The 16,718-nt window shown below is 70.1% G+C and carries 10 protein-coding genes; 8 read left to right on the forward strand and 2 right to left on the reverse strand.

Translation table 11 applies throughout. The features are described from left to right. Nucleotides 1-19 precede the first annotated feature (19 nt). The 8 genes from QQA12_RS05835 to QQA12_RS05870 all read left to right on the forward strand — a co-directional run bounded on the left by QQA12_RS05835 (nucleotide 20) and on the right by QQA12_RS05870 (nucleotide 15,136). The gene (locus QQA12_RS05835; RefSeq protein ID WP_226050061.1) at nucleotides 20-3,565 is read left to right on the forward strand and encodes a methylmalonyl-CoA mutase family protein; all 3,546 of its coding nucleotides are present in this window, start codon (nucleotides 20-22) and stop codon (nucleotides 3,563-3,565) included. Between the two features lie 186 nt (nucleotides 3,566-3,751). After that, a complete protein-coding gene (locus tag QQA12_RS05840) occupies nucleotides 3,752-5,374 on the forward strand; it encodes a sensor domain-containing diguanylate cyclase (protein ID WP_226050060.1) in 1,623 nt (540 codons plus the stop codon). Nucleotides 5,375-5,677: 303 nt separating this feature from the next. Then, nucleotides 5,678-6,724, forward strand: coding sequence for an LD-carboxypeptidase (locus QQA12_RS05845; RefSeq protein ID WP_226050059.1), 1,047 nt, complete (start codon nucleotides 5,678-5,680; stop codon nucleotides 6,722-6,724). A gap of 103 nt (nucleotides 6,725-6,827) precedes the next feature. Then, on the forward strand, nucleotides 6,828-8,168 hold the full coding sequence (locus QQA12_RS05850) for an amidohydrolase family protein (protein WP_226050058.1): 1,341 nt from the start codon (nucleotides 6,828-6,830) through the stop codon (nucleotides 8,166-8,168). A gap of 97 nt (nucleotides 8,169-8,265) precedes the next feature. Further along, nucleotides 8,266-9,783, forward strand: a complete 1,518-nt coding sequence (locus QQA12_RS05855; protein ID WP_226050057.1) for a beta-N-acetylhexosaminidase — start codon at nucleotides 8,266-8,268, stop codon at nucleotides 9,781-9,783. Nucleotides 9,784-9,862: 79 nt separating this feature from the next. Next, nucleotides 9,863-10,564 (forward strand): response regulator, encoded by a 702-nt coding sequence (locus QQA12_RS05860; protein ID WP_054664429.1) that lies wholly within the window; start codon nucleotides 9,863-9,865, stop codon nucleotides 10,562-10,564. Beyond that, a complete protein-coding gene (locus QQA12_RS05865) occupies nucleotides 10,561-11,958 on the forward strand; it encodes an ATP-binding protein (RefSeq protein ID WP_226050056.1) in 1,398 nt (465 codons plus the stop codon). The genes QQA12_RS05860 and QQA12_RS05865 overlap by 4 nt, the downstream gene beginning before the upstream one ends. Before the next feature lie 115 nt (nucleotides 11,959-12,073). After that, on the forward strand, nucleotides 12,074-15,136 hold the full coding sequence (locus QQA12_RS05870) for a ligand-binding sensor domain-containing diguanylate cyclase (protein WP_226050055.1): 3,063 nt from the start codon (nucleotides 12,074-12,076) through the stop codon (nucleotides 15,134-15,136). Nucleotides 15,137-15,184: 48 nt separating this feature from the next. On the opposite strand, the gene rnt is transcribed toward QQA12_RS05870, so the two are convergent. After that, nucleotides 15,185-15,772, reverse strand: coding sequence for a ribonuclease T (gene rnt, locus QQA12_RS05875; RefSeq protein ID WP_226050277.1), 588 nt, complete (start codon nucleotides 15,770-15,772; stop codon nucleotides 15,185-15,187). Between the two features lie 86 nt (nucleotides 15,773-15,858). Next, a complete protein-coding gene (locus QQA12_RS05880; protein WP_226050054.1) occupies nucleotides 15,859-16,710 on the reverse strand; it encodes a sensor domain-containing diguanylate cyclase in 852 nt (283 codons plus the stop codon). Nucleotides 16,711-16,718: the final 8 nt, after the last annotated feature.

The raw sequence follows: 16,718 nt of genomic DNA on the forward strand, positions 1-16,718 counted from the left end.
CCGAGATGTCGCACGGCCCATGAGCACTCCCGCCCCCCACCTCCCGCAGACGCAGACGGAAACCAGCCCGCTGCGTTTCGTCACCGCCGCCAGCCTGTTCGACGGCCATGACGCGGCCATCAACATCATGCGCCGGCTGATCCAGGCGCAGGGCGCGGAGGTGATCCACCTGGGCCACAACCGCTCGGTGGAGGACGTGGTGCGCGCGGCGCTGCAGGAAGACGCCGACGCCATCGCGCTGTCGTCCTACCAGGGCGGCCATGTCGAGTACTTCAAGTACATGGTGGACATGCTGCGCGAGCGCGGCGCCGGCCACATCCGCGTGTTCGGCGGCGGCGGCGGCACCATCACCCCGGAAGAGATCCGCGAACTGCAGGCCTACGGGGTCGAGCGCATCTACCACCCCAACGACGGCATGAAGATGGGGCTGGTGGAGATGATCGAGGACGTGGTCCGGCGCGCCGGCGATGCCCGCGACGCGGCACCGGCGGTGGACGACGACGGCGTGCCCGGCATCGGCGACGAGATCGCCATCGGCCGCATGCTGTCGCGGCTGGAGGACGGCGCCTTCGGCGAAGCGGAACTGGCGCACCTGCGCCGGCAATGGCAGCTGGCCGGCGCCAGGACCCCGGTCATCGGCATCACCGGTACCGGCGGCGCCGGCAAGTCCAGCGTCACCGACGAACTGCTCAACCGCTTCCTGGCCAGCTTCCCGCAGATGCGCATCGCGGTGGTCTCGGTCGACCCGACCCGCCGCCGTACCGGTGGCGCGCTGCTGGGCGACCGCATCCGCATGAATTCGCTGCGCAGCCCCCGCGTGTACATGCGCTCGATGGCCACCCGCCGCCAGCATGCGGCGATCAATACCGTGCTGCGCGACTGCATCGGCTTCCTCAAGTCGCTGGCCTACGACCTTGTGATCGTCGAGACCGCCGGCATCGGCCAGAGCGACTCGGAGATCGTCGACCTGGTCGATTTCCCGATGTACGTGATGACCAGCGACTTCGGCGCGCCGAGCCAGCTGGAAAAGATCGACATGCTCGACTACGCCGAGCTGGTGGTGCTCAACAAGTTCGACAAGCGCGGCGCCGAGGACGCGCTGCGCGACGTGCGCAAGCAGTGGAAGCGCAACCGCGTGGCGTTCGCGATGAAGGACGAGGACGTGCCGGTGTACCCGACCATCGCCTCGCAGTTCAACGACCCGGGCATCAGCTGGATGTTCGCCAACCTGTGCCGGCTGCTGCGCGACAAGCGCGGAGCGGGGAACGCAGAGGCGGCAGCGCAGGGCGGCTGCGACTGGATGCCGGCCATCGACACCACGCTGAAGGAGCCGCGCGCGACCGTGCTGATTCCCGGCAGCCGCGTGCGCTACCTGGCCGAGATCGCCGAGCAGGGCCGCGCCATCAATGCCCGCATCGAATCGCAGGCCGAGGTGGCCGAGCGCGCCCAGGGCTGCTGGCAGGCGCTGAAGGAGCTGGGCGATGCCGCGCTGCCGGCGGCGCTGGACCTGTACCCGGCCGATGCCCTCACCGACGCGGCCGCCGACACCAGCCTGCGCACCCTGCGCCAGCGCTACAACGACGCGGTGCAGTCGCTGGATTCGGAGGCCCTGCGCCTGCTGCGCGAGTGGCCGGCGCGGTTGAAGTCGATCACCGACGAGGTCAACGAGTACCAGGTGCGCGGCAAGACCATCCGCGTCGAGAACTACCGCGAGTCGCTCAGCCACCAGCAGGTCCCGAAGATCGCCGCGCCTACCTACCGCAGCTGGGGCGAACTGCTGGTGTTCCTGCAGAAGGAGAACCTGCCCGGTTCCTACCCGTACACCGGCGGCGTGTACCCGTACCGTCGCAGCGGCGAGGACCCGATCCGCATGTTCGCCGGCGAGGGCACCCCCGAGCGCACCAACCGCCGCTTCCATTACCTGAGCGTCGGCCAGCCGGCCGCGCGCCTGTCCACCGCCTTCGACAGCGTCACCCTGTACGGCGAGGATCCGGCGCCGCGCCCGGACATCTACGGCAAGATCGGCAACTCCGGCGTCAACATTCCCACGCTGGACGACATGAAGAAGCTGTACTCCGGCTTCGACCTGTGCGCGCCGACCACCTCGGTGTCGATGACCATCAACGGCCCGGCACCGATGATCCTGGCGATGTTCATGAACACCGCCATCGACCAGCAGGTGGAGAAGTACCTGAAGGCCGACCCGGCGCGCTGGGCCGAGGCCGAAAAGAAGATCGCGGCGATGTTCGAAGGTCGTACCCGCCCGCAGTACCACGGCGAGCTGCCGCCGACCAACAACGGCCTCGGCCTGGGCCTGCTCGGCGTCACCGGCGACCAGCTGGTGGATGCCGACACCTACGCGCGGATCAAGGCCGAGACGCTGTCCACCGTGCGCGGCACCGTGCAGGCCGACATCCTCAAGGAAGACCAGGCGCAGAACACCTGCATCTTCTCCACCGAGTTCGCGCTGCGCATGATGGGCGACATCCAGCAGTATTTCGTCGACCACGGCGTGCGCAACTTCTACTCGGTGTCGATCTCCGGCTACCACATCGCCGAAGCCGGCGCGAACCCGATCAGCCAGCTGGCCTTCACCCTGTCCAACGGCTTCACCATCGTCGAGTACTACCTGGCGCGCGGGATGAGGATCGACGACTTCGCGCCCAACCTGTCGTTCTTCTTCTCCAACGGCATGGACCCGGAATATACCGTCATCGGCCGCGTCGCCCGCCGCATCTGGGCGCGCGCGATGCGCGAGCGCTACGGCGCCAACGAGCGCAGCCAGATGATGAAGTACCACATCCAGACCTCCGGCCGCTCGCTGCACGCGCAGGAGATCCAGTTCAACGACATCCGCACCACGCTGCAGGCGCTGTACGCGCTGTTCGACAACTGCAACAGCCTGCACACCAACGCCTACGACGAGGCGATCACCACGCCCACCGAGGAAAGCGTGCGCCGCGCGGTGGCGATCCAGATGATCATCAACAAGGAGCTGGGGCTGAACTTCTGCGAGAACCCGTGGCAGGGCAGCTTCATCGTCGACAAGCTCACCGACATCGTCGAAGAGGCCGTGTACAAGGAGTTCGAGGCGATCAGCGAGCGCGGCGGCGTGCTCGGCGCGATGGACACCATGTACCAGCGCGGCAAGATCCAGGAAGAGAGCCTGTACTACGAGCACAAGAAGCACGACGGCAGCCTGCCGCTGGTCGGCGTCAACATGTTCCTGCCCAAGGAGCATGCCGGCGAAGTGGCGACCGAGATCGAACTGATCCGTTCGACCGAGGAGGAGAAGGGGCAGCAGATCGAGAACGTGCGCAACTGGCAGCGCAACCGCAATGTGCTGGCCCCGGCCGGCGAGACCTCGCACAGCCACGAAGTGGTCGGCAGCGCCTGCAACGACGACGGCGTCCACGACGGCCACGGCCTGGCCTACCTGCAGAACACCGCGCGCGAGCGCCGCAATGTGTTCGCGGCGTTGATCGAGGCGGTCAAGACCCACAGCCTCGGCCAGATCAGCCACGCGCTGTACGACGTGGGCGGGGAGTACCGCCGGAACATGTGATTGGCCGCGACGGCAGGGCCCCGGGGCGGGCCTTGCCGCATTGCCGGCGCACCCGGTGGCGCCGGCCGGCCCGCGGGGTGGGGTGGGCAGGATCGTCCGGCCACGATCATGCGCCCCCGCCGGGATGAACGCCCAAGCGGGCCCGCCGCTGGACGGGGCGATTGCGCTCGGTGACCATAGCCCCGTATGTCCGCCCTCCCCACACCCTCCGCGAGCCTGCTGCAGCTGCTGCCCGAAGCGGTGGTGCAGACGGATGCGTTGTGGGCGATCACCTACCTCAACCCGGCCTGGCACGCGCTTACCGGGCATCCGCTGGAGGCGGCGCTGGGGCGGTCGCTGCTGGAATTCGTGCATCCCGACGACGTGGGCACCCTGCGCTCGGGCATGCCTGTGTTCCGGCTGCGCTTTGCCGCGGGCGATTACCGCTGGGTGCGGCTGCAACTGCAGCCGGAGACCGACGAGGCCGAGCGGGTGATCAGCCGCCAGGGCGTGCTGATCGAGATCACCGAGGTCACCGAGCAGGTGCTGGTGGAGGTCCGCCAGCGCTTCCTGCGCCTGCTTGAGACCATCGACGGCGTGGTCTGGGAAGCCGAGCGCGGGGTGGGCAATACCTTCCTCAGCCCGCAGGTGGAGCGGCTGTTCGGCTACACCGTGGAGGAATGGCGCGCCGATCCGGGCTTCTGGCGCGCGCATGTGCACCCGGACGACCTGGCCGAGGCGCTGCTCATCGACGAGGCCGCGTACAACGCCACGCACAGCTACGCTTACGAGATGAGCTACCGGCTGATCGCCAAGTGCGGCAAGGTCGTGTGGGTGCGCGACCTGTGCCGGGCGGTGGTCGAGCCGGGCCGGCCGAACCGCATGATCGGGTTGATGATCGACGTGACCCGCGAGAAGCACACCGAGCTGGAACTGCTGCGCTCGGACAACCGCTACGCGCTGGCCACCCTCGGCTCCAACGACGGCATCTGGGACTGGGACCTGCGCACCGATGTCATGCACGTGTCCGAGCGCTTCCGCCAGATCGTGGGGATGGGCGACAGCGACCCGGTGCATCACGGCGGCTGGCACTTCCTGCAGCAGCTCATCGACCCCGACGACCGCGCCCGCGTGCAGCTGGCCTACCGCCGGCACCTGTCCGGGAACAGCCCGAATTTCTCGGTGGATTTCCGGGCGTTCCACGGCTCCGGGCGCCTGGTGTGGGTGAACTGGCGCGGCGTGGCCCAGTTCGACGACGGCGTTGCCGTGCGCATGGCCGGCTCGCTGAGCGACCTGGCCGAACGCGGCAGCTCCTATGACGCGCTCACCAACCTGCCGGGCCGGCCGTTGTTCCGGGCCCGCCTGGCACACGCCATCGCCCTGCACCGCAACGAATCCGGGGACGGCGCGGACATGCCGGCGCGTGGCGGGACCACGATGTTCGCGGTGCTGCTGCTGGACCTCAACCGGTTCAAGGCGGTCAATGACAGCCTGGGCCATCATGTCGGCGACCAGTTGCTGCAGCAGGTGGCGCGTCGCCTCGAATCGTGCGTACGCAACGTCGACCTGGTCGCGCGCATGAGCGGCGACGAGTTCAACCTGCTGCTCGAATCCATCGACCCCGGCGAGGCGGCCGAGCGTGCCCGGCAGATCGCCGCGGCGCTCGAAGTGCCGTACATGATCGGCCCGCATACGGTGAGCAGCAGCGCCAGCATCGGCCTGGTCAGCAGCCAGTCCGGCCTGAAGACGATCGACGACTACCTGCGCGCGGCCGATGCGGCCATGTACCGCGCCAAGAGCCGGTCGCTGGGCGTGTGCGTGGCCTCATGACCCGCCTGCCTCGGCCGGCGTTGCCGTGAGCAGTGCCTTGCATGGCGTTTCTCCGGTGCCGGGAGACTGACCGCCCGGCAGGCATGCGTGGCGTGCCCGTGGCAGGGCATGACAGTTCGTGCGGCACCCATGCCGCGCGGTTATGGATGCGCCCCGGCAAGCGCTGCACGAAACACGCCGGGTGCCTTGTGCCATGCGCTTTTCCAGTGTGCGGAGGCCGGTGTGCATGAAGCCGGCGCCGCACTGTCGGGCAGGCGGGCCCGTTGCTACCCTCGGCCGGACTTTCTGCAGACAGGCGGTGGCATGGACAGGCGGCGATTCCTCGGCGGCACGGCATTGGCGGGGGCCCTGTTGCCCCTGATGGGCACGGGCAGCGCGCTGGCGGCGCAACGCGGCGCGCGGTTGCTGCCGCTGCCGCTGGAGAAAGGCGATACGGTGGGGCTGGTCAGCCCGTCGGCGGCCAGCAGCGACCAGCTCAGCCTGCAGCTGGCGCGCGAGGCGATGCAGGCGCTGGGCTTCAAGGTCAGGACCGGCGCCCACTATGGCGCGCGCTACGGCCACCTGGCAGGCACCGATGCCGAGCGCGCCGGCGACCTGAACGCCATGTTCGGCGACCGCCAGGTCAAGGCCATCGTCTGCGTGCGCGGCGGTTCCGGCGCGGCGCGGCTGCTGCCGCTGCTGGACTACGCCACCATCCGCGCCAACCCCAAGGTGCTGCTCGGCTACTCGGACATCACCGCGCTGCATTGCGCGATCCAGGCCAAGACCGGGCTGGTGACCTTCCACGGGCCGATCGGATCGGGCAGCTGGAACCGGTTCAACGTGGACCAGTTCGAGCGCCTGTTCTTCAAGCGCGAACTGATGGAATACCGCAACAGCGTCGATACCGACGACGAACTGGTGCCGCGCAAGAACCGCACCAGCACCATCACCGGCGGCACCGCGCGCGGCGAGCTGGTGGGCGGCAACCTGACGGTACTGACCGCGCTGGCCGGTTCGCCGTACCTGCCCGATTTCAACGGCAAGATCCTGTTCCTGGAGGACGTGGACGAAGCGCCGTACCGCGTCGACCGCATGCTCAGCACGCTGAAGCTGATGGGCGCGCTGGACAGGATCGCCGGTTTCATCTTCGGCGAATGCACCGGCTGCACCCCCGGCGACGGCTACGGCTCGCTGACCCTGGACCAGCTGTTCGCCGACTACATCGCGCCGTTGAAGATCCCGGCCTTCCGCGGGGCGATGATCGGCCACATCCGCGAACAGTTCATCGTGCCGGTCGGCGGCCGCGTGGAAATGGACGCCGACGCCGGCACCTTCCGCTTGCTGGAACCGGTGTTCGCCGGTAGCTGACGGCCCGCGGCGGGCGGCTCCCCGTGCCGGTGTGGCGGTGCCGCCGCCTATACTGGCGCGGCCGCCGGCCGGCGGTATCGGCATGCCACAGGGAGGAACCGCCATGTCCAGCGTCTGGCTGATGCGCCTGCTGTCGTTGTTGTGGGCGCTGTTGTTCGCCGCACCGGTATTCGCGCAGGCCGTACCGGATGAGGGCGAACTGCTGTTCCGCGGGGTCCGGGTGCTGGACACCGTGCGCGGCACGCTGGGGGCGCCCACCGACGTACTGGTGCGCGGCAACCATATCGCCGCGATCGGCGCGGCGGCGACGCCCACGGCCGCGGCCACGGTGATCGAGGGTCGAGGCCGCACGCTGATGCCGGGGCTGATCGACGCGCATTGGCACAGTACCTTCACCGCACTGTCGCAGGCGGACATGGTGGCCCTGGCCGCCACGCCGGACCAGCTCGCCGCCCGGGTGGCGGCCGAATCCGAGCGCACCCTGCTGCGCGGCTTCACCAGCGTGCGCGATGTCGGCGGGCCGATCTTCGAACTCAAGGCGGCGATCGATGCCGGCCGCACCCGCGGCCCGCGCATCTGGCCGTCCGGCGCCACCATCAGCCAGACCGCCGGGCATGGCGACATGCGCCTGCCGCACGAGCGCTCGCGGCGCTTCTTCGGCAAGCCGGCGCTGGCCGAGGAGATGGGCGCGACCTTCATCGCCGACGGGCGCGACGAGGTACTCACCGCGGTGCGCGAGAACCTGCGCATGGGGGCCAGCCAGATCAAGCTGATGGCCGGCGGCGGCACGTCATCGGCCTATGACCCGGTGGACGTCACCCAGTACACGCTCGACGAGATGCGCGCCGCGGTGGAGGCCGCCGGGGACTGGGGCACCTACGTCACCGTGCATGCCTATACGGTGCATGCGGTGCGTCGCGCCATCGAAGCCGGCGTGAAGAGCATCGAGCACGGGCAGATGCTGGACGAGGACACGCTGAAGCTGATGGCCAGCCGCGGTGTCTGGCTGTCCAGCCAGACCCTGCGCGCGAGCACGGAGAACATGGACCCGCTGCGCCGCGAGAAGCGCAAGCCGGTGATCGACGGGCAGGCGCGCATGTGGGCCATGGCCAAGCGTGCCGGGGTGCGCATGGCGTGGGGCACCGACTTCCTGTTCGAGCCGGCGCTCAATGTCGAGCAGAACGCCTTCATCCTCGGCCTGCGGGAGTGGTTCACGCCGGCCGAGATCCTGCGCATGGTCACCCACGACAATGCCGAACTGCTGGCGCTGTCCGGCCTGCGCAGCCCCTATCGCGGGCGCCTGGGGGTGGTCGAGGATGGGGCGCTGGCGGACCTGCTGCTGGTCGAGGGCAATCCGCTGGAGGACCTGCAGGTGATCGCCGACCCGGCGCGCAACTTCGCGGTGATCGTCAAGGACGGGCGCATCGTCAAGGGCGCCGACTGATCATCGCAGGCAGGGCGGGCATGGGGCCCCCCGTGGAGGGGCGCCGCTGCGGCGCCGGCAGACTGCCGCTGCTCCACTACCGGCAGGCGAGGGCGCGATGAAACGGTTGTTCAAGCTCGACATTCTCTTGCCCTGGGCGGCGCTGGCGGTGATGGCCGGCTGTGCGCACCGGGTGCCAGCGGTGGCCGTCGAGGCGGCGCCGGTGGCGCACATCGTGCCGTTGCCACGCTCGCTGGAGACCCGTCCGGGCACGCTGCGGATTGCCGCGGCGGTGGCGGTGGAAGACGCGGGCGCCGCCCCCATGGCCCGGCGTGCGCTGGACGAACTGCTGGCGACGCTGGACATCGCCAACGCGGACACGGGCACGCCGCTGCGCCTGCAACGGGTCGACGACGCCGCGCTCGGAGAGGAGGGCTACCGGCTGGTGGTGGACGATGCGATCCACCTGAGCGCGCGTACCGATGCCGGGTTGCTGCACGCGGTGCAGAGCCTGCGCCAGCTGCTGCCGGCCAGCGCCGGCCCGGCGTACCGGGTGCCGCGGCTGGCGATCACCGACGTGCCGGCCTACCGCTGGCGCGGGCTCTCGCTGGACGTGGCGCGCAGCTTCCTGCCGGTCGATTACCTGGAAAGGCACATCGACCGCATGGCGCTGTTCAAGATGAACCGGCTGCACCTGCACCTGACCGACGACCAGGGCTGGCGGATCGAGATCAAGCGGTATCCCCGGCTGGTGGAAATCGGCGGCGCCAGCGCGGTGCAGGGCGGGCGCGCCGGTTACTACACCCAGGCGCAGCTGAAGCACCTGGTGGCCTACGCGCAGGTGCGTGGCGTCACCCTAGTGCCGGAGATCGACATGCCCGGCCACGTGCAGGCGGCGCTGGCCTCGTACAACGCGCTGGCCTGCGATGACGTGGCCAACCGCGGCACCTACTCGGGCGTGGAGGTGGGCTTCAGCGTGTTGTGCCTGGACAAGCCCGACGTCGTGTACCCCTTCGTCCGCGATGTGCTGGAGGAGGTGGTGGCGATCTTCCCGTCCGCCGAGATCCATATCGGCGGCGACGAGATCAAGCATCCGCTGTACGCCGGGTTCGTCGCACGCGCGGCGGCGATGGTGGAGGCGATGGGGCGGACGCCCATCGTCTGGGAGGAGGGCTCGGTGGCCGACCTGCAGCCCGGCGCGCTGCTGCAGTTGTGGAACGACGACTATGCCATCGATGCGGCGGTCGCCAGGGGGCATCCGCTGATCCTGTCGCCGTGTTCGTACCTGTACATCGATCATGGCAACCATGCGGGCCAGCCCGGCGCCGACTGGTGCCGTGCCGAAGGCGTGCCGCTGGCCCGGGTGTATGCCTTCGACCCGACGCCCTACAGGACGGCGGTGGGCGTGGAAGCGGCCCTGTGGAGCGAGTTCGTGCATACCGATGCCGCCACCGACGAGCGCCTGTGGCCGCGCCTGGCGGCGGTGGCCGAGGTGGCGTGGAGCTCCGCGCCGCGGCGCGGCTATGCCGGCTTCGTGCGGCGCATGGGGGCGCTGCGTCCGCATCTGGACGCACTGGGCGTCCGCTACTACCGCGAGCCGGACCTGGGATGGAACGGCACGGCAGGGGCGCGCTGAGGCCGGTCCCGTGGTACCGCGGCGCGTGCGGGCCACGCTCGGTTAGCATGGCGGTCTGTCCACGAATGAGGTCCGGGCCATGCATCGCCTGCTGGTGGTCGACGACGACAGTGACATCCGCGGATTGCTGGCCGAACAGCTCGGCCGCACCGGTTATGCGGTGAGCACCGCCGCCGATGGCGTCGAGATGCGCCATGCGCTGGCGCGCGAACCCATCGACCTGATCGTGCTCGACCTCAACCTGCCGCACGAGGACGGGCTGGCGTTGTGCCGCGAACTGCGCACGCGCTCCACCACCCCGGTGATCATGCTTACCGCCCGCGCCGAGCCGATCGACCGCGTGCTCGGCCTGGAGATGGGCGCCGACGACTACCTGGCCAAGCCGTTCGAGCCGCGCGAACTGCTGGCCCGCATCCGCAGCGTGCTGCGGCGGACCGAGGCGCTGCCGGCCAACCTGGAGCCGCTGGCGATGCGCCGGGCGACGTTCGCCGACTGGGTGTTCGACCTGGAACGGCGCCACCTGGTGGATCCGGCCGGGTGCGTGGTGATGCTGTCCGGCGCCGAGTTCCGCCTTCTGCGGGTATTCGTCGGCCATGCCAACAAGGTGCTCTCGCGCGATCAGCTGGCCGCACTGAGTGGCGGCCGCAGCTATGAGACCCAGGACCGCGCCATGGACCTGCAGGTCAGCCGCCTGCGGCAGAAACTCGGCGCTGCCGGCGGCCTGATCAAGACCGTGCGCAACGAAGGCTATGTGTTCGCCGGCGTGGTGACCCTGGAATGACGCAGCGGCTGCGGCGGTTCCTGGCCTCGATGACCGGGCGGCTGTTCGTCATCCTGCTGGCCGGCATGCTGGCCGCTGCGATCGGCGCCACCCTGCTGGCCGATACCCACCGCCGCCAGGAGTTCGAGCAGCAGAACCTGATGCGCATGGCCGACCGCCTGCAGGGCTTCGTGGCCCTGCTTGAGATCAACCCCGAACTGCGTGCGCGCCTGCTGGAAACCGGCGGCGCCAGCGTGCACCTGGCGCGGGGCGACGTCCACGCTGGCGCCGAGGACGTGGCGCTGATGGAGGTCCTGGGTGATCGCGACGGGCCGGTGGCCAATGCGCGGGCCTATGTCACCGGCTTCCGCGCCTGCCTGCCGCCGCTGCCGGAGCTGCAGCGGCGGCACATTCCCCAGCAGCTGCGCAAGCATTATCCGGCGGTGATGCCACCGCGCTGCCGCCTGGTGGAGCTGACCCTGGGCGATGGCACGCCGCTGCGGCTGACACTGCAGTACCCGGCAACGGCGCGTATCAGCCCCTTCGCTTTCGATCCGCTGTTCCTGTCGCTGCTGTCGCTGGCCATCGCGGTGCTCGCCTACGTGGTGGCGCGCATCGCCAGTTCGCCGCTGCAGCGGCTGGCCGACGCGGCCACCGAACTGGGCCAGGACCTGCAGCGCGACCCGCTGCCGGTGACCGGGCCGCAGGAAGTAAGGCGTGCGGCCGAAGCCTTCAACGCCATGCAGCAGCGCCTGCAGCGGCATATCGGCGAGCGCACGCAGATGCTGGCCGCGATCACCCACGACCTGCAGACGCCGCTCACGCGGTTGCGGCTGCGGCTGGAGAACGTGGCCGATGAACCGCTGCGCGAGCGCCTGATCGCCGACCTGGCGGCGATGCAGGCACTGGTGCGCGAGGGACTGGAACTGGCGCGCAGCGCCGAGAGCGCCGAGCAGCGGGTGGTGCTGGACCTGGATTCGCTGTTGCAGAGCGTGGCCGAGGATGCGGCCGAAGCCGGGCACCGGGTCGTGTTCGAGCAGGGCTGTGGCGCGGTGCTGCCGCTGCGCCCGCTGGCCATGCAGCGGCTGTTCTCCAACCTGGTGGACAACGCCGTCAAGTATGGCCATTCGGCACATATCCGCGCCCAGGCATGGGATGGCCAGGTCGAGGTGCGCATCCGCGACCACGGGCCTGGCCTGGCCGCGGACGAACTGGAGGCGGTGTTCACGCCGTTCCTGCGCCTGGAGACCTCGCGTTCGCGCGATACCGGCGGTGCCGGCCTGGGCCTGACCATCGCCCGCACGCTGGCCGAGAAAAACGGCGCCACCCTGGTCCTGCGCAACCATCCCGATGGCGGGCTGGAAGCGGTGGTCCGCTGGCCAGCGCCCGCCGCGGACGCCCCGCGCCGAGGCTGACCGCCGCCGGACCGGCCGGTTCCGCTGCCCGGTTCCCGCCACGGGGGCTCCACGGGGACTCCACGGGGCGGGCAATCCCCCCTACCATGTGCCCACTCTCCCCCTGCCCGTGCACATGACGTTGCCGCAGCCGTCCGACCGCATCGACCGCCCGGCCCCGTCGTTGGATCGATGCCGTGGATCGTGCCACCGCGGCACTGCCCGCGGCCGCTGGGCCCAGCGCTTCGTGCTGCTGTGGCTGTGCCTGCTGGTTGCGGCCGGGGGTGTGGCCGCGGCCGAGCAGACGCCGCCGCTGCGCGATTACGCCGTGGACATGTGGACCTCGCGCAATGGGCTGCCGCACAACTCGCTGCGCGGCATCGCGCAGACCCCGGAGGGGCACCTGTGGTTCGCCACCTGGGAAGGGGTGGCGCGCTACAACGGGCTCGATTTCGACCTCTATGACCGCAGCACCCGCCCCGGCCTGCTCGACAACGGCATAGGCGCGCTGTACGTGGATCGCGACGGTGCGCTGTGGGTGAGCGACTCGCGCGGCAACGTCCTGCGGCGCACCCTCGACGGTCGCTGGCGACAATGGCCGCAGCACCCGCCGGCGCCGAAGGTGTTGATCCAGGCGATGCAGAAGGACAGCAAGGGCCGGTTGTGGCTGCTGTACGAGGGGCGCGGGCTCGGCTATCTGGCGGCTGACGGACGCATGGTCTACGAGCCGCCGCAGCCGGGCGCACAGGTGAACATGACCCTGTCCAACTGGCTGGCCGTCGATGACAAGGACCGGGTCTGGGTCGGCACGATGGATGGGCTGAAGCTGCGCGGCGACGATGGCGTGCTGCGCGATGCACCGGCCGCCCTGGGCCTGCCGCCGGGCCCGGCCTGGCCCTACCGCGCGCCGGACGGCGTGGTGTGGATCGTGACCGATGGCGCCCTGTACCGGATGCAATCCGGCGGTGCGCGGCGGGTGCACGTGCTGCCCGGGGTTTCCCACACCACCGCGATGCTGCAGGACCGCCATGGCGATCTGTGGCTGGGTACCGAGAACCAGGGGTTGTACCGCATCGGCAGCCACGGCGTGGAGCGCCTGCCGAACAGCCGGCAGATGCAGAACGGGCGCATCACCAGCCTGATGGAGGATGCCGAGGGCAGCATCTGGGCGGGCGGCAATGGCGGCCTGTACCGGCTGCGCGAAACCCTGTTCACCAGCTATACCACCCGTGATGGACTGAGCGGCGATTACGTGCGCGCGGTGATCGAGGACGACCAGCGGCGCCTGTGGATCGGCGGCGCCGCCGGCCTGGACCGGATGGAGCAGGACGGCCGCATCGTGCCGGTGCCGCTGCGCAACAGCGTCGGCAAGGCGCCGTCGGTGCTGAGCGTGGTCCAGAGCCGCGATGGCGCGATGTGGGTCGGCACTTTCGGCGACGGCATCTATCGCATCGACCGCGATGGCAGCAGCCGCCATTACGGCACGGCCAGCGGCCTGGCGGCGGGCAACGTGCGGGTGATGGCCGCCGACCGCAATGGCGACGGCATCTGGGCCGGCACCCAGCGCGGGGTGGTGCGGCTGGGCGCCGATGGCGTGCAGGTGCCCGTGGCCGCCGGGTTGCCGGGGGGACTGGTGACCGCGCTGCGCGACACCCACGACGGCCTGTGGATCGGCACCATCGAAGGCATCCGCATACTGCGCGGAACCACCGTGCAACGGCTGGACGTGGACGGACTGGGCGGTGGCCGCAGCATTTTCGGCTTCACCCCGGTGGGCGATGCGATGTGGGCCACGTCCGACCGCGGCCTGTACCGCTACCGCGACGGTCACCTGGCCCGGGTGGGGCTGGAGCAGGGCATGCCGGTGGATACCGTGTTCGAGATGGTGCCCGACCGCCTGGGCAACGTCTGGATCAGCAGCAACCGCGGCATCCTGCGTACGACCCAGGCTGCATTGGACGCCGTGGCCGACGGGCGCAGCCCGCGCATCGAAGTGGAGCGCTACAACGAGATCGACGGCATGTACAACGCCCAGGCCAACGGCAGCACCGGGCCATCGGCGGTGCTGCGCGGCGACGGGACCTACTGGGTCGCGACCGCCGGTGGCCTGAGCATGGTCGATCCATCGCGGCTGCAGCGGTTCCGCGAGCGGCTGCCGCCACCGGTGGTGGTTGAAAGCGTGCAGCTGGACGGCGTGCCGCTGCATTGGCAGGCCAACGGCGTCACCGCGATTCCCGGCGGGCGCCGGCTCACCGTGGGCTACGTCGGCCTGAGCTACCTGATGTCCGACCGGATCCGCTACCGCACCCGGCTCGAAGGGCTGGACGCCGACTGGATCGGTCGCGGCAACCAGCGCAGCGTGGAATTCATGGGGCTGCCGCCCGGCGACTACACCCTGCACGTGTCTGCCATGCACCCGGGCGGGCGCTGGAGCGAAAGCGAGGCGGCCTGGAAGTTCACCGTCGAGCCGCTGCTGTGGCAGCGGCGCAGCATGCAGGCGGCAGCCGGCATCGTGCTGCTGCTGGCGCTGGTGGCGTTGTACCGGTACCTGATCCACCGCTACAAGACCAGCAACATGCGCCTGGCGCGCCAGGTCGCCGAGCGTACCGCCGACCTGCAGCTGCAGGCCGAGCGCCTGCTGGCGGCCAACCAGGAAAAGACCGCGCTGGCCGAGCGCCTGCGGCAGCAGGCCGTGGCGTTCGAGCGCCAGGCCCACGAGGACCCGTTGACCGGCCTGCCCAACCGCCGCGCCTTCGACGAGGCGCTGGCACGCGACTTCGCCCGCTCCCAGCGCAGCGGCCACCCGCTGAGCCTGCTGGTGCTGGACATCGACCACTTCAAGACCGTCAACGACAGCTGGTCGCACAGCGTGGGCGACCAGGTGCTGCGCGAGGTGGCGCGGCTGCTGGCGGCCAGTTGCCGCGATTCCGACCTGCCGGCGCGACTGGGCGGTGAGGAGTTCGCGCTGCTGCTCAACGACACCGCGCTGGACGAGGCGCAACGGGTGTGCACGCGCCTGCAGGGGCTGTTCCATGCGCAGCGCAACTGGGCCGGCATCGACAACCTGCGGGTGACGTTCAGCGCCGGGCTGGTGCAGCTGGCCGCGGACGACCGCACGCCGTTGCTGTTGTTCCAGCGCGCGGACAAGGCCCTGTACCAGGCCAAGAGCGATGGCCGCGACCGGATCTGCCTGGGTTGACCAGGTGGCCGGCCGTTCCGGCCCTGGCCATCGGCCGGGCGTGGGCGCCTACTGTCGTGGCCAGCCGTTGACGATCTGGCAGAACAGGCGCGCGGTCTGCTCGGTGTCGTACACCGCGCTGTGCGCCTGGTTGGCGTCCCACTCGAATCCGGCGGCCTGCAGCGCCCGCGCCAGCACGGTCTGGCCGTAGGCCACGCCGGCCAGGGTCACCGTGTCGAACACGCTGAACGGATGGAACGGATTGCGCTTGTGGCCGCTGCGGGCCACCGCGGCATTGAGGAAGTTCAGGTCGAAATGGGCGTTGTGGCCGACCAGGATCGCGCGCTGGCAGTTGTACTTCTTCAGCGCCGCGCGCACCGGCGCGAACACGTGCTCCAGTGCCTCGCGCTCGGGCTTGGCCAGCCGGAACGGGTGGTCCAGCACGATGCCGGTGACCTCCAGCGACTTGGGGTCGATGTCGGTGCCTTCGGCCGGCACCACGTGCGCGCAGCTGGTCTGGCCAGGCAGCAGCAGGCCGTTCTCGTCCATGTCCAGGGGGATGGCGGCGATTTCCAGCAGCGCGTGCCGGTTCCAGTCGAAGCCGCCGGTCTCCACGTCCACCACCACCGGCAGGAAGCCGCGGAAGCGTTGCGCCATCGGCGTGAAATCAGCAGTGGTGGCCGAAGGGTCAGCGGTTTGGTTCATCGCGATAGGGTAGCAGAGGCCCGTGCCGGCCCCGTGGCTCAGGCGCCGGGCGCCCGCTCGCGCCGGTGCTTGATCGCGTACATGTCGGCATCGGCGCGGCGCAGCAGGGTTTCCGCGTCGCGGCCGTCGGCCGGGCAGCAGGCCACGCCGATGCTGACCCCGATGCGCGGAAATGGCGAGTGTGCCTGGCGTTGGTCCAGCGCGGACTGCAGCACGCCGGCCACCGCGCGGGCGTCGTCAGGCCCGCTGCAGTCAGGCAGCAGCGCCACGAACTCGTCGCCGCCGACGCGGGCGATGAAATCGCCGTGGCGCAGCGCCTGGCGCAGCCCATCGGCGGTCTCGCGCAGCTGGCGGTCGCCCTGCGCATGGCCATGGCTATCGTTGATGGCCTTGAACCCGTCCAGGTCCAGGTAGAGCACGGCCAGCGGCCGGCTGCCATCGCGCAGCAGCCGGTCCAGCTCCTCGCGCAGCCGGTAGCGGTTGGGCAACCGGGTAAGCGGGTCGTGCGCGGCCATGAACTCCAGCCGGCGCTCGAGCTCGCGCAGTTCGCCGACCGGGTGGCCTACGGCGATGCGCACGCCGTAGGCGGGCAGCCACCTGGCCGACCACTGCATGTCCACCAGCCCGCCGTCGCGGCGGACGTAGCGGTTGCGGAAATGCGGCAGCGGGTGGCCCGCCATGACCCGCTGCACCGCCTGCACGGTGGTGGCGTGGTCCTCGGGGTGGATCAGTTCGGTCATGCAGCGCCCCAGGACATCCTCGGGGCGGTAGCCGATGAGCCGCTCGAAGGCGGCGTTGACCGCCAGGTAACGGCCTTCCGGGTCGACCACGCACACCACGTCGGGCAACAGGTCGAGGATCTCGCCCGGGGGCGGCAGCGTCGAGGGCATGCGGGGAC

The sequence above is a fragment of the Stenotrophomonas sp. 17(2023) genome (genome assembly GCF_030345315.1).
GTDB classification, from domain to species: Bacteria; Pseudomonadota; Gammaproteobacteria; order Xanthomonadales; family Xanthomonadaceae; genus Stenotrophomonas; species Stenotrophomonas acidaminiphila.